The organism is Microbacterium proteolyticum, from assembly GCF_030818075.1.
GTDB lineage: Bacteria > Actinomycetota > Actinomycetes > Actinomycetales > Microbacteriaceae > Microbacterium > Microbacterium proteolyticum_A.
In genome coordinates, this window is the sequence record NZ_JAUSZZ010000001.1 from 1,385,333 (window position 1) to 1,398,575 (window position 13,243).

Consider the following 13,243-nt stretch of genomic DNA (forward strand, 5'->3'; position numbering starts at 1 on the left):
GCTCTCCCGTCGGCCGGCTCGCGCGCCTCGAGGCGCCGCCTGGTGCCTGTTCGACCGTCCGTCGGTGCGCGTGCCCCGCGTCATCTCCCTCGTCACCCCGTGATCGTAATCTGGCCAGATGACGCGCCACTCACATTCGTGTGAACGGTGCCCGTGTCGACGGGCGCCCCTCACCCTCGGAGACGGCAGAGGGGTGGTCGTCGCGGGGTACGGGGTGGGCGGTGGGTAGACTCGGGGCGTTCAGGAGGGTTGTCCGAGCGGCCGATGGACCTGGTCTTGAAAACCAGTGGGCAGCAATGTCCCGTGGGTTCGAATCCCACACCCTCCGCAACGAAAGAACGCGGGCCCCGGAGGGGTCCGCGTTCTTTCGTCATGACCGGCTGAGCGGGAGTCGAACGGAGTTGGGCCCACGCCGCCGGAGGCTCCGCCGAGCGCGAAGCGGTCGGTGGAGGGGCGGTGGGGAGAATCCCACACCCTCCGCAACGTGAAAAGCGGGCACCGCAGGGGTCCGCTTTTCACGTGATGGCCGGTTGAGCGGGAGTCGAACGGAGGTGGGCCCACGCCGCCGGAGGCTCCGTGCCGCGCAGCGGCCCGTGGAGGAGATCCCACACCGCTGCGGTTCGAAAGCGCAGGCGAGAGCCTCTTTCCGCACCCCTGTCTTCGACTCCGGCCGGAAGTCGCCGTCCAGGCGAACCGATACGGAACATTGGAGGCATGAAGCGACGCTCAGGCGGGACGGCGGGCGCCACCGCCCTTGTGCTCACGGCCCTCCTGGCCGGCTGCTCCGTCGGTGGTCCGGCTGAGCCGAGCGAGACGGTGACGCCGGAACCGACCGCGCCGCCGGACGCGGCGTGTGCGCTGCAGCAGCTGTCCGCGCGCGACGCGATGCACATCGGCGTGAATCTCGACTGGGGTTCCGAGACGGTCGGCCAATACGCGACGCTGCTCGGCGCACCGCCGGCAGACGTGGTGTCTTTCGCGCCGATTCCCTGGACCGACCAGGAGCGGGAATGGGTGCGGCAGGCGGCCGACCAGGCCGCCCAGGCGGGCGCCGCGCACCTGCTGACCCTGGAACCGCAGGAGGGCCTCGCCGCGGTCACCGACGAGGTCATCGCCGACGTCGTGTCGGTGCTGCAGGAGGAGACCCGTGCGGGGGTGCCGGTGCTCGTTCGTTTCGCTCACGAGATGAACGGGTCGTGGTACGCGTGGGGGCAGCAGCCCGAGGAGTACGTCGCGACCTTCCGTCGCGTCGCGACCGCGATCCACCAGGAGGTGCCCGGGGCGGCCATGATGTGGGCGCCCAACTACGGCGGCGGCTACCCATTCGCCGGCGGTCAGTACGAGGCCCCGGCGGGGTCGTCGGCTGCCGCGGCACTCGATACCGACGGCGATGGAGCCGTGACCGGGGTCGACGACTCGTACGCTCCGTATTACCCGGGCGACGAGTTCGTCGACTGGGTCGGGATGTCGCTCTATCACTGGGGGTCGGCGTACCCCTGGGGGGAGAACGAGATGCCCGAGCCGGGTAAGTTCGCCGCGTAGCTGACCGGCACCTACTCCGGTCTCGGGGGCGACGACACGGCCGTGCCCGACTTCTACGCCGAGTACGGTCAGGCTCGTGACAAGCCGGTGGCCATTCCCGAGACGGCGGCGCTCGTGATCGACCGCGGTGATCAGGACGGACAGGATGCCATCCACCAGGCGTGGTGGCAGCAGGTCTTCAGCGCCGAGACGCGGCAGCAGTTCCCGCTGCTCCGGCTGGTCAACTGGTTCGAGTGGGTGAAGTTCGAGCCCGAAGTCAACGAGACCGTGCAGTGGGCGGTGCTCGACAGGGTGAACAGCCGGAACGCCTTCGTGGACGACCTGCCCGACTGGGTGCAGTTCGGCCCCGTCGCATGCGGGGGCAGCCCTCCCGCGACCTGACCGCGTGATCCGACTCGCGCGACGGGCCGCGCGAAGATCAGTCGCGGTTGCTGCGCGCTGCGGCGATCCCCATCGCCAGGGTCGCGAGGAAGAGCGCGGCCATCCCGGTGAACATCACGACCACTTCGAGCGACTCGTCCACGACATCCTCCTCACCTCTGGGTGGGCGAGCGTAGCCGACGGCGGTGACGCCACGGCATCCGGCAGACCAACATCCCGTCATGCAGCGGCCTCGATCTTCACGGCATTCACAGCCGTGCGTCCCTAGTATTGCTGCGACCTTGCGACCCTTCCGAGGTCGACGTGCTGCCGGGCCGGTGGTATCCGTCTCGAGAGGACCCGAGTGAGTAGAACGACGACACCGCGCGGTCAACGCACCCTGGCGCGGCACGGGCGGCTGTCGTCGCCCGGTCCCCTCGCCCAGTTGCTGCGCGGTCTCGCCATCGTTCTGGCCGTGCTCCTCGTGGCCGGCGGCGCCGTTGTCGCCTACGCGGCGGTCGATCTCACGCGCAGCTTCACGGCGGATGCCGTCGACTTGAAGGGCCAGCCCGCCGTCCCGCCCGATCTCGGCGAGCTCAAGGGCGGCGTCAACCTGTTGCTCGTCGGCACCGACGAGTGCGAGCCCGATTTCGCGCAGCTGTTCGGCGACCGCTGCAGCGGCGACGACGCCGAGGGCAACCTGAACGACGTCAACATGCTGGTCCACATCTCCGACAACCCGCGCCGCGTCACCGTCGTCTCGTTCCCGCGCGACCTCATGGCGCCGATGCCGTCGTGCACCGACAAGGACGGCAACGTCAGCTACGCCAGCGACTACCGGCAGATCAACAGCGCGTACATGTACGGGGGTCTGTCCTGCGTCGTCGACACGGTCTCCGAGCTCAGCGGCCTGCAGATCCCGTTCGCGGCGAAGGTGAGCTTCGGGGGCGTCATCAACATCACGGATGCCATCGGCGGTGTCGACGTCTGCATCGCCAACGGCATCAAGGATCCCTACACCGGCATCGACTGGCCCGCCGGCATGCGCCAGGTGAAGGGCCTGGACGCCCTGCAGTTCCTCCGCACCCGACACGGCGTGGGTGACGGCGGCGACCTAGGCCGCATCTCGAATCAGCAGCAGTACATGTCGCGACTGGCCAACAAGCTCAAGAGCCAGGAAGTGCTCTCGAACCCGGCGACCCTGTACAAGCTGGCCTCCACGGCGCTGCGCAACGTCGACCCGTCGACCTCGCTCACGAATCCGTTGACGCTCGTGCAGATCGCCTCCGCCGTGAAGGACGTGCCGTTCGACGACATCGTCTTCATCCAGTACCCCACGTACACCGACCCCGACGACCCGAACCGCGTCGTCCCCGACGTGGAGGACGCCGACACGCTCTGGGCCGCGCTCGCCGCGAACCAGCCGCTCGAACTGTCGGGCAACCTCAGCGACGGCGACGGTGTCGTGGTCGATGAGAACGCCACGCCGACGCCCCCGGCATCGCCGGCGCCGGTCGAGAGCGCGAGCCCGTCTCCCACCGACAGTGCCGCGCCGACGCCCGCGCCGACCTCCGACGCGATCGTGCTTCCGGACGGGATCGCCGGTCAGACCGCCGCGCAGGCGACGTGCTCGAACGGCAACGTCCGCGACTGATCTCGACCCCGTCACCCGGCATCCGAGATCGTGGTTCGGATGCCGGGTGACGACGGGCTAGTATGGACCGGTGTGTTCACGCCGAGAGGCATCGGACACCTGGAGACGTCGCATAGTCAGGCCTAGTGCACCACCCTGCTAAGGTGGAGTCCCCGTAAGGGGACCGAGGGTTCAAATCCCTCCGTCTCCGCCAGAAAAAGCCCCGGTTCGCCGGGGCTTTTCTGTTCCGCGCAGGCCGCAGTCAGCCCTGACGCGACTCGAGCGCGTCGAGACCCGGCATCCCGAACCGCTTCCGGCCGCCGCTGACGTCGACGACCGTGAGCATCACCCGTCTCACGAACGGCGCCGGGCCACCGTTCCCGTCGCCGAGACGCAGACGGTGGACCTCGCGAGCAGAATCGACGCACCGCAGTGGGCGCGTGGAGGAGCGGACAGCGGCCCGGGCGCTACCCCTGCACGGCCGCGGCCGGGCGCACGCTAGTGTCATCCCCGCGGCGCGCATGCGTCGCATCCCCTACCCCGGAGAAGCGCACATGTCGGTCGGACTCCTCGCCGTCGTCGATGACATCCTCAGCGCCGCCATGAAGGCCAGCGCCAAGACGGCGGGTGTCGTCATCGACGACGCCGCCGTCACGCCCCAGTACGTGCAGGGGCTCACCCCTGCGCGGGAGCTGCCGGTGGTCTGGAAGATCGCGCTCGGCAGCATCATCAACAAGTACATCGTCATCATCCCGATCGCGCTGCTGCTCACCGCGTTCGCCCCGTGGGTGCTGCCCTACCTGCTCATCATCGGCGGCGGATTCCTCTGCTTCGAGGGGGCCGAGAAGGTGCTCGAGTGGTTCGGGGTGCACCACGGCGCGCACGACGACGACGGCCCCCGCGACGAGAAGAAGCTCGTCCTGGGCGCTGTGCGCACCGACCTCATCCTCAGCACCGAGATCATGCTCATCGCCCTCTCCGGCCTCGACCCCGATTTCGGCATCTGGATGACGCTGGGTGCGCTCCTGGTCATCGGCCTGGCCATGACGGTCGTCGTCTACGGCGCGGTGGCGCTGCTGGTCAAGCTCGACGACATGGGTCTCCGCCTCATGAAGAGCCCGTCGCGCGGCACCCGTCGCGCGGGCGCCCGGATCGTGGCATCCATGCCCGCCGTCTTCCGCGTCATCAGCATCATCGGGACCGTGGCCATGCTGTGGGTCGGCGGTCACCTGGTCACGCAGAACCTCGCCGAGACGTTCTGGTCGGCTCCGTACGACCTCGTGCACGTGGTCACGCATGCGATCGAGGCGGCGGGACCGGTGGTGGTGTGGATCGTCGACACGGCGATCTCGGCGGTGTTCGGGCTCATCCTCGGGTTGGTCATCGTCGCCGTGGTGACCGGTGTCTCCCGCCTGGTGCGGCGGGCGTAGTACCAGTTGTTGGCGCCGGCCAGGGGGCCGCTCGTCAGCGGATCCGCGCAGAGCAGCCGCATGAGTTCCTGCTGGGCGGTGAAGGCCCCCGCCTCCGAACTCGTCCACCGGACGGTGGCGGCGTGGATCGGCCGGTCGCCGGGGCGCACCGACTCGCCGCCGCTGCGGAGGTCGAGCGTCAGCGTCACCCCGTGGTCGTCGACCTGCCAGAAGGCGAAGGCGCCGCCGCGCACCTCCACCCCGAAGCCCCGCGTGCTCCCCGTGGCCGTGTCGTGCACGAGTGCGCTCCAGGGCAGCACCGCCTCGGGCCGGACGACGCGCCACTCCAACTCTCCGTAGGCGCGCTCCCACGCGTCGCCGAGCACGCGCGCGGAGCGGGGGATCGGATGCCGCCAACGCAGTCGCACCCGCGCCACGGTCTCGGTTGTGGCCACGGCGATGCGGAACCCCCTTCCGGCGGGGGCGGTGCGGACGTCGATCCGCGACGGGCCGGTGGCGACGAACGGACCCTCCGGCGTGGCCTGCACGTGCACGAGGTCGGGTGGGGGAACGGACGACTCTGTCACGAGTTCTCCTCTCGAGGGGAGTGGCGGTCGGTGCCGCGCTCAAATGTAATGCCATTTGCTCAAAGTGTTGCCAAACAAAATCTACTCGTGTAGCTTCCTCGACAGCCGCCCCATCGACGAGGCGGACTCCCCGACCGCCGGCGTCGGCGCGCGGGGATGTTCGACAGAGGAGTCACCGTGTTCCGTTCCCCGCGTCACATCGCACCGAGCGCTCGGCAGGAGTCATGACCGCCCTCCGCACCGAGCTCACGCCCGGCCAGCGGCGCCGGCGTCGCCGCGAGTTCTTGACGGCGATGGCCTTCGTGCTGCCGGCGGCCATCGGATTCATGGCCTTCTATCTGGCGCCGACCATCCGCGGCATCTACATCAGCCTCACGGACTACAACCTCATGAGCACGCCGTCGTTCATCGGCCTGCGCAACTACGTCCGGCTCATGAGCGACCCGCTGTTCCTGAACTCGGTGGTCGTCACGCTCGAATACGTCGTGATCAACATCGCCGTGCAGACGGTGGTAGCCGTGGGACTGGCGGTCCTGATGCACCGGCTCACTCGTTCCGTGGTCATTCGCGGCACGATCCTGCTGCCGTTCCTGGTGTCGAACGTGATCGCCGCGATGGTGTGGTTCCTCCTGCTCGACTTCCAGCTCGGCCTCGTCAACTCCGCCATCGAGGCGCTGGGGCTCACCCGCATCCCCTTCTTCGCCGACGACACCTGGGCCATCCCGACCATCGCGCTCGTGAACGTCTGGCGGCACGCCGGCTACACCGCGCTGCTCGTCTTCGCGGGGCTGCAGATGATCCCGCCCTACGTCTACGAGGCGGCCGCGCTCGACGGCTCCAGCGAGTGGCGCACCTTCTGGAAGATCACGCTGCCGTTGCTGCGCCCCGTGCTCGCCCTCGTGCTCGTGATCACGGTCACCGGGTCGTTCCAGGTGTTCGACACCGTCGCCGTCACCACACGCGGCGGTCCCATCAACGCGACCCGGGTCATCCAGTACTACATCTACCAAGTCGGCTTCGGCGAGAACGACTTCGGCTACGCCAGCGCGATCTCCGTCGTCCTCCTGCTCATCCTCGCCGTCGTCGCGTTCTTCCAGCTGCGGATGATGCGCGCCAACCAGTCCGACCTCGCGTAAGGCATTCCGATGACAACCTCCACCGAGACCCGCACCCTGCTCGTCGGTCCCGAGCGCCTCCCGGCACTCGACGCCCCCGTCCGCACGCGCCGGTTCTCGCCCGGCCGCGCGCTGGCGTGGGCGGTGATGGGGATCGCCCTGTTCCTCACGCTCTTCCCCTTCTATTGGATGCTGCGCACCGCCTTCTCCACAGAGAACGCGCTGGCTTCCGGGGCCGGATCGCTGCTCCCCGTCGACTTCACCTGGGGCGCCTTCGCCCGCGTGCTCGGCCTCGCCTCGCAGGAGAGCGCGATCGCGGAGGGCGGCTCGGGCGCGTCCGTCGACTTCTTCCTCTACCTGCGCAACTCCCTCGCGTACGCCACCCTCGTGACCGTCGGGCAGCTGCTGTTCTGCTCCCTCGCCGCGTACGCCTTCGCACGTCTGCGCTGGCCGGGTCGCGACGCGGTGTTCTTCGCCTTCCTCACCGCGCTCATGGTGCCGCCCATCTTCACGGCGCTGCCCAACTTCGTCACCATGCGCGATCTCGGGCTGCTGAACACCATCCCCGGCCTCGCGCTCCCGACGCTGCTCATGACGCCCTTCGCGGTCTTCTTCCTCCGGCAGTTCTTCCTCGGCATCAACCGGGAGATCGAGGAAGCGGCGGAGATCGACGGTGCCGGCAAGCTCCGGGTGTTCTTCCGCATCATCGTCCCGATGAGCGGTGCCCCGCTGGCCACCCTCGGCATCCTCACCTTCATCAACACCTGGAACGACTACTTCTGGCCCCTCCTGGCGGGCAACACCGAGGACTCCCGTGTCCTGACCGTCGCACTCGGCGTCTTCCGTTCGCAGACGCCCAACGGCAGCCCCGACTGGGCCGGTCTCATGGCCGCCACGCTCGTGGCCGCCATCCCCGTCCTCACCCTCTTCTTCCTGTTCGGACGACGGATCGTCGATTCCATCGGCTACTCCGGCGTCAAATGAGCCCCCGTACCCACCCCTCACCTGTTCTCTCTTTGCACCGACGCAGAAAGGCACCACCACTCATGTCCGCATTCATCCGCAGGTCTGCCGCCGTCGTCGCCGGCACCACCGTCTTCGGCATCGCTCTCGCCGGGTGCGTCGGCGGCGGTTCGTCCGGCACGGGCGACGCCGCCTCGATCGACACCAGCAAGGCGACGGGCACCGTCGAGTACTGGCTCTGGGACAACAACCAGAAAGCGGCTTACCAGCAGTGCGCCGACGACTTCCACGCCGCGAACCCCGACGTGACGGTCAACATCACCCAGTACTCGTGGGACGACTACTGGACGAAGATCACGAACGGCTTCGTCTCGGGCACCGGCCCCGACGTCTTCACGGACCACCTGTCGAAGTACGCCGACTTCATCAACAACAACCAGCTCGTGGCGCTCGACGACGTCGTCGCCAAGGACGGCATCGACCTCTCGCAGTACACCGACGGTCTCGCCGACCTGTGGGTGGGCCAGGACGGCAAGCGCTACGGCCTGCCCAAGGACTGGGACACCATCGCGATCTTCTACAACCAAGACCTCGTCTCGGCCGGCGGCTACAGCGCCGAGCAGCTCGCCGACCTGCAGTGGAACCCCGAGGACGGCGGCACCTACGAAGAGGCGATCGCCCACCTCACCGTCGACGCCAACGGCGTGCGCGGCGACGAGCCCGGGTTCGACAAGACCCGTGTCGCCGTCTACGGGCTCGGCCTCGACAACCAGTCCGGCGGCGGCATCGGCCAGACCCAGTGGAGCATGTACAGCGGCTCGACCGGGTGGGAGTACATGGACGAGAACCCCTGGGGCACGAAGTACAACTACGACGACGAGCGCTTCCAGTCGACGATCGGCTGGATGGCCGACCTCATCGAGAAGGGCTACATGCCGTCGGTCGCCGAGGTGACCGGTGGAGACTCGACCCAGACGTTCGGCGCGGGCAAGTACGCCATGATCACGAACGGGTCGTGGAACATCAATTCGTTCTTCGGTCTCTCGGGTGTCGACGTGGGCATCGCGCCGACTCCGATGGGGCCCCGATGGCAAGCGCGCGAGCATGTTCAACGGTCTGGCCGACTCCATCTGGGCGGGCTCGAAGAACAAGGACGCGGCGGCCGCCTGGGTCGAGTACCTGGGTTCGGCCGACTGCCAGAACGTCATCGGCGCCGCCGGTGTCGTCTTCCCGGCGATCCCCAGTGGCGCAGAAGCAGCCGCCGCCGCGTTCCAGAGCCGCGGGATCGATGTGACGCCGTTCACCCAGCAGGTGGCCGACGAGACCACCTTCCTCTCGCCGATCTCCGACAACGCTGCGAAGATCGCCGGGATCATGACGCCCGCGGTGGACGCTGTGATGGAGGGCAAGGCCGACCCGTCGTCGCTGACCAGCGCGAACGAGCAGGTCAACGCCCTGTTCGGTCAGTAAGCACATCCGACCAGAGGGGGTGCGGCCCGGGTGCCGCCCCCCTCTGCTCACCCTCGACTCGCCGGAGGTTCCCGTGTCCCCGTCCTCACCGGCCCTGCCCCTCCCCGTACCGGGCAAGGCCCCCACCCGCAACGACGTCGCCGCGCGTGCGCAGGTGAGCACCGCCGTGGTCAGCTACGTGATGACCGGCTCCAAGCGCGTCACCCCCGACAAGGAACGGCGCGTCCGTGAGGCCATGGCCGAGCTCGGCTACCGGCCCAACAACACCGCCCGGGCTCTGCGCACCGGTAAGACGTTCGTGCTCGCCCTGCTGCTGCCCGACAGCAGCAACCCCTACTTCGCCGAGATCGCCCTGCGCATCGAGAGCGTCGCCGCGGAACAGGGGTACGGGCTCCTCATCGCCAACACGCACGACGATCCGGCCACCGAGCTCCGACTCCTGCGCGAGATGCGCTCGCGCGGGGCCGACGGCGTCATCCTCGCGAGCGTCTTTCACGCCACGTGGCCGGGCGACGCGCGGGAGATCCCGCTCGTGCTCATCGACGCGTTCCACCCCGTCGACGGTGTGCCCTCCGTCGGGGTGGATGCCGCGGCGAGCACGCGCGAGGCGGTGCAGCACCTGGTCGAGGTGCACGGATGCCGGTCGGTCGCGCTGATCCTCGGGGCGAGCTCCGACCCCGCGGGCAACCGCGACCCCCGTCAGGACGGATGGGAACAGGCGCTCGATGCCACGGGCGCTCGTTCCGGCGGCGTCGCGGTGACGAGCTGGAGCCGCGAGGGCGGCATCACGGCCGCTCACGAGCTGCTCGCGGGGCCCGATCGCCCCGACGCCATCTTCGCCGCGTCCGATCTGCTCGGCATCGGTGTGCTGCGCGCCGCGGCGGATCTCGGTCTGCGTGTGCCCCAGGATCTCGCCGTCGTCTCCTACGACGGTTCCACCGAATCGGCGTTCAGCATCCCGCGGCTGACCACCGTCGCCCAGCCCATCGGCGACGTCGCCCGCGCAGCCGTCGCGGCCGTCCTCGCTCCGCCCGCCGGCGACGGGCACTACGTCTCCTTCCCCGGACAACTTCTCATCCGCGAATCCTGCGGATGCGCCCAACCCCCGCATCGCGTCGCATCCTGACGCCCAGAGAGGAACCCCCTCATGACCCTCCCGAACACCCTCGGAGTCGTGCTGCGCGCCGCCGGCGTCGCCATTGCGATCGACGTGTCGGACGCCCACCTTCCCGCCGTCGTCTTCTGGGGCACGGACTGCGGTGACCTGGATGCCGCGTCCTTCGACGCCCTGGTGCGCACCGGCATCGCTCCGATCGGTCCCAACGACATGGATGAGCCCATCCGCCTGTCCGTCCTCCCCGAGGAATGGACCGGCTGGAGCGGTCGCCCGGGGCTCAGCGGCTCGCGCGCCGGGCGGGCATGGTCGCCGCGTCTGCGCGTCACCGGGGTGCGCCTCGACGGCGTCGCCCTCGACGCCGGGGTGCACAACGCCGGCGCCGCGACCCTCGCGGTCGACGCGGCCGACGAGATCAGCGCGGTGAGCCTCGAGCTGACGATCGAGATGGACGCGTCCGGCATCGTCCGCACCCGCGCCCGCCTGACCAACCTCGACGACGAGCCCTACCAGCTCGACGAGCTCCTGCTCACCCTGCCGGTGCCCGCGCTCGCGAGCGAGATCCTCGACATGGCGGGGCGGTGGGGCAAGGAGCGCGTCCCCCAGCGCAGCGTCGTCGGCATCGGGGCCCACCGCCGCGAGGGCCGCCACGGGCGCACCGGCGCGGACGCCGCCACGCTGTTGAGCGTCGGAGAGCCCGGTTTCGGTTTCGCTCGCGGTGAGGTGTGGAGCGTGCACACCGGGTGGTCGGGCAATCACGTGCATCAGGTGGAGCGGGTGTCGACCGGCGTGCAGGTGATCTCGGGCGGCGAGCTGCTGCTGCCCGGCGAGGTGCGTCTGGGCCGGGGCGAGTCGTACGAGAGCCCCTGGGTCTACGGCGCCTATGGCGACGGCCTGGATGCCGTGGCCCGACGCTTCCACGCGCTCCTGCGCGCGCGACCGCAGCACCCGTCGTCGCCGCGGCCCGTGACGCTGAACGTGTGGGAGGCGGTGTACTTCGACCACGACCTCGACGTGCTGCTCGACCTCGCCCAGCAGGCCGCCGACCTCGGTGTCGAGCGCTTCGTCCTCGACGACGGCTGGTTCGGGAGCCGCCGCGACGACTTCTCGGGCCTCGGCGACTGGACGGTGTCAGCCGATGCCTGGCCCGACGGGCTGCACCCGCTCGTGGACCGGGTGCGTGCACTCGGCATGGAGTTCGGCCTCTGGTTCGAACCCGAGATGGTCAGCCTCGACTCCGATCTGGCACGCGCCCACCCGGAGTGGATCATGGCCACGGGCGACCAGCTGCCGGTGGAGTCCCGTCACCAGCAGGTGCTGAATCTGGGCATCCCCGAGTGCTACGCCTTCATCCGCGACGCCATCTTCGCGATGCTCGACGAGTACGACATCGCCTACATCAAGTGGGATCACAACCGCGACCTCGTGCAGGCCGGCACCCTTCCCACCGGTCGCCCCGGGGTGCACGAGCAGACGCTCGCGTTCTATCGGCTGCTCGAGGAGATCGGCGAGCGCTTCCCGGAGCTCGAGATCGAGTCGTGCTCGTCGGGGGGTGCGCGCGTGGACCTCGGGGTGATCGAGCACACCGATCGCGTCTGGGTGTCCGACAACATCGACCCGCTCGACCGTCAGCAGATGAACCGGTGGACCACGCAGCTGGTGCCGCCGGAGATGATGGGCTCGCACATCGCCTCGGGGCGCTCGCACACGACGGGCCGCTGGCACGATCTGTCGTTCCGTGCCGCGACGGCGCTGTTCGGGCACCTCGGCATCGAGTGGAACCTGCGGATCGCCACCGACGAGGAGCGCGCGGAGCTTCGCAGCTGGATCGCCTTCTACAAGCAGCATCGCCCGCTGCTGCATCGGGGACTCCTCGTGCGGCTCGACCACCCAGACGACACCATCGCCGTCAACGGTGTCGTCGCCCTCGACGGTTCGGCGGCGGTCTACTCCTACGCCTCTCTCGCCCGAGCGGCCGTGGTCTCGCCCGGCCGGGTCCGCCTTCCCGGACTCATCCCGGATGCGACCTATCGCGTGGTGCCCGAGGTGCCGGAGCCCCTTCCCAACCGCATCACGCCCGCCCGCTGGTGGGGCTTCGACCCCGCACCCGCGGTGCCATACCACGGCGGTCCCCTCTGGCTGGAGGGCACGGATCCCGGTGTCGAGATGTCGGGCGCACTGCTCGCGACGGCCGGCGTGATGGCGCCGTTGCTGTACCCGGAGACGGCGGTCGTCTACAGCGTGACGCGCATCTGACACCCGCAACCGACGACGCCCCGCCGAAACCGGCGGGGCGTCGTCGTCTGATTCGTGTCAGTCGTCGAGCAGCGAGTGCTCGCCCAGGCGGTGCCAGCTGCGGTTGTAGTACACCAGCGCTGCGCCTGCTTCGCCCGGCTCGAGATCGCGCTCGACGTCGACCTGCAGGGCCTGTGCGGCGATGACGGTCGAGCCGCCGGCATCCATGCGGCTGACGACCTTGCAGCGCAGCCACGCGCGGACGCCGTGATAGACCGGCTCGCCGGTGGGAAGGCGCGACCACGCGGAGGTGTCGGCGAAGCGGTCGAGACCGCTCGTGGCGCCGGCGCGGGCGAGCGAGACGTCTTCGGCGTCGAGCAGATGCACCACGATCGTGTCAGCCGCGACGATCGTCGGCGTCGCCGACGACAACGCCGACACCGAGAAGATGAGCAGCGGCGGGTCGGCGCTGACCGACGACACGCTCGAGGCCGTCAGGGCGACGGGCCCGTGCTCACCGAAGGCCGTGATGACGGCGACGCCGCCGGGGTGGCCGCGGAAGGCGCGCTTGAAGTCGTCGGCCGACACCGACGTGCCGATGGCGGGCGTGCTCTCGGGGACGCCGTGCGGTAGCGAACTCATACCTAGACGCTAGGCGCTTCCGGCGCCCGTGACGCCCTCTGGCGCAACACGATGAAACGCGCAAGGCGATTCGGGCCCTCGGGAGACGACGAACGGGCGGGCCCGCGCCGCATCGAGCCGTGACGACCGTGCGCACGCCCCGCAGCACGAAGGACCCGGATGCCGCGGCATCC

Annotated in this window: 10 protein-coding genes and 2 tRNA genes; 11 read left to right on the forward strand and 1 reads right to left on the reverse strand. The window is 69.4% G+C overall.

Annotated elements, in window-relative coordinates:
- The first annotated feature begins 243 nt into the window (after nt 1-243).
- From QE392_RS06325 to QE392_RS06375, 11 genes are all read left to right on the forward strand, one after another.
- Nucleotides 244-328, forward strand: a tRNA-Ser gene (locus QE392_RS06325).
- A gap of 386 nt (nt 329-714) precedes the next feature.
- The gene (locus QE392_RS06330) at nt 715-1,542 is read left to right on the forward strand and encodes a glycosyl hydrolase (RefSeq protein WP_307449594.1); all 828 of its coding nucleotides are present in this window, start codon (nt 715-717) and stop codon (nt 1,540-1,542) included.
- A 42-nt stretch (nt 1,543-1,584) separates the two neighbouring features.
- Nucleotides 1,585-1,923 carry a hypothetical protein gene (locus tag QE392_RS06335; protein ID WP_307449597.1) on the forward strand — a complete coding sequence of 113 codons (339 nt, stop codon included), beginning with the start codon at nt 1,585-1,587 and terminating at the stop codon, nt 1,921-1,923.
- 343 nt (nt 1,924-2,266) lie between these two features.
- Nucleotides 2,267-3,556: an LCP family protein gene (locus QE392_RS06340; protein ID WP_307449599.1), complete on the forward strand. Its 1,290-nt coding sequence runs from the start codon at nt 2,267-2,269 to the stop codon at nt 3,554-3,556.
- 101 nt (nt 3,557-3,657) lie between these two features.
- Nucleotides 3,658-3,749 (forward strand) — tRNA-Ser (locus QE392_RS06345).
- Nucleotides 3,750-4,089: 340 nt separating this feature from the next.
- Nucleotides 4,090-4,965, forward strand: coding sequence for a DUF808 domain-containing protein (locus QE392_RS06350; protein WP_307449601.1), 876 nt, complete (start codon nt 4,090-4,092; stop codon nt 4,963-4,965).
- A 790-nt stretch (nt 4,966-5,755) separates the two neighbouring features.
- Nucleotides 5,756-6,667, forward strand: coding sequence for a carbohydrate ABC transporter permease (locus QE392_RS06355; RefSeq protein WP_307449604.1), 912 nt, complete (start codon nt 5,756-5,758; stop codon nt 6,665-6,667).
- Between the two features lie 9 nt (nt 6,668-6,676).
- Nucleotides 6,677-7,630 (forward strand): carbohydrate ABC transporter permease, encoded by a 954-nt coding sequence (locus tag QE392_RS06360; RefSeq protein ID WP_373426443.1) that lies wholly within the window; start codon nt 6,677-6,679, stop codon nt 7,628-7,630.
- 62 nt (nt 7,631-7,692) lie between these two features.
- The gene (locus QE392_RS06365) at nt 7,693-9,237 is read left to right on the forward strand and encodes an ABC transporter substrate-binding protein (protein WP_307449608.1); all 1,545 of its coding nucleotides are present in this window, start codon (nt 7,693-7,695) and stop codon (nt 9,235-9,237) included.
- Nucleotides 9,153-10,205, forward strand: coding sequence for a LacI family DNA-binding transcriptional regulator (locus tag QE392_RS06370; protein WP_307449610.1), 1,053 nt, complete (start codon nt 9,153-9,155; stop codon nt 10,203-10,205). The genes QE392_RS06365 and QE392_RS06370 overlap by 85 nt, the downstream gene beginning before the upstream one ends.
- A 21-nt stretch (nt 10,206-10,226) precedes the next feature.
- Nucleotides 10,227-12,449: an alpha-galactosidase gene (locus tag QE392_RS06375; protein WP_307449612.1), complete on the forward strand. Its 2,223-nt coding sequence runs from the start codon at nt 10,227-10,229 to the stop codon at nt 12,447-12,449.
- Between the two features lie 57 nt (nt 12,450-12,506).
- Here the strand turns inward: QE392_RS06375 and QE392_RS06380 are convergent, their stop codons facing one another.
- On the reverse strand, nt 12,507-13,070 hold the full coding sequence (locus QE392_RS06380) for a flavin reductase family protein (RefSeq protein WP_307449613.1): 564 nt from the start codon (nt 13,068-13,070) through the stop codon (nt 12,507-12,509).
- Nucleotides 13,071-13,243: the final 173 nt, after the last annotated feature.

Bases quoted from the DNA above. Each gene is read 5' to 3' on its own strand.
- QE392_RS06330 (WP_307449594.1), top strand. From the start codon at position 715: ATGAAGCGACGCTCAGGCGGGACGGCGGGCGCCACCGCCCTTGTGCTC.
- QE392_RS06350 (WP_307449601.1), top strand. From the start codon at position 4,090: ATGTCGGTCGGACTCCTCGCCGTCGTCGATGACATCCTCAGCGCCGCC.
- QE392_RS06355 (WP_307449604.1), top strand. From the start codon at position 5,756: ATGACCGCCCTCCGCACCGAGCTCACGCCCGGCCAGCGGCGCCGGCGT.
- QE392_RS06360 (WP_373426443.1), top strand. From the start codon at position 6,677: ATGACAACCTCCACCGAGACCCGCACCCTGCTCGTCGGTCCCGAGCGC.
- QE392_RS06365 (WP_307449608.1), top strand. From the start codon at position 7,693: ATGTCCGCATTCATCCGCAGGTCTGCCGCCGTCGTCGCCGGCACCACC.
- QE392_RS06375 (WP_307449612.1), top strand. From the start codon at position 10,227: ATGACCCTCCCGAACACCCTCGGAGTCGTGCTGCGCGCCGCCGGCGTC.
- QE392_RS06380 (WP_307449613.1), bottom strand. From the start codon at position 13,070: ATGAGTTCGCTACCGCACGGCGTCCCCGAGAGCACGCCCGCCATCGGC.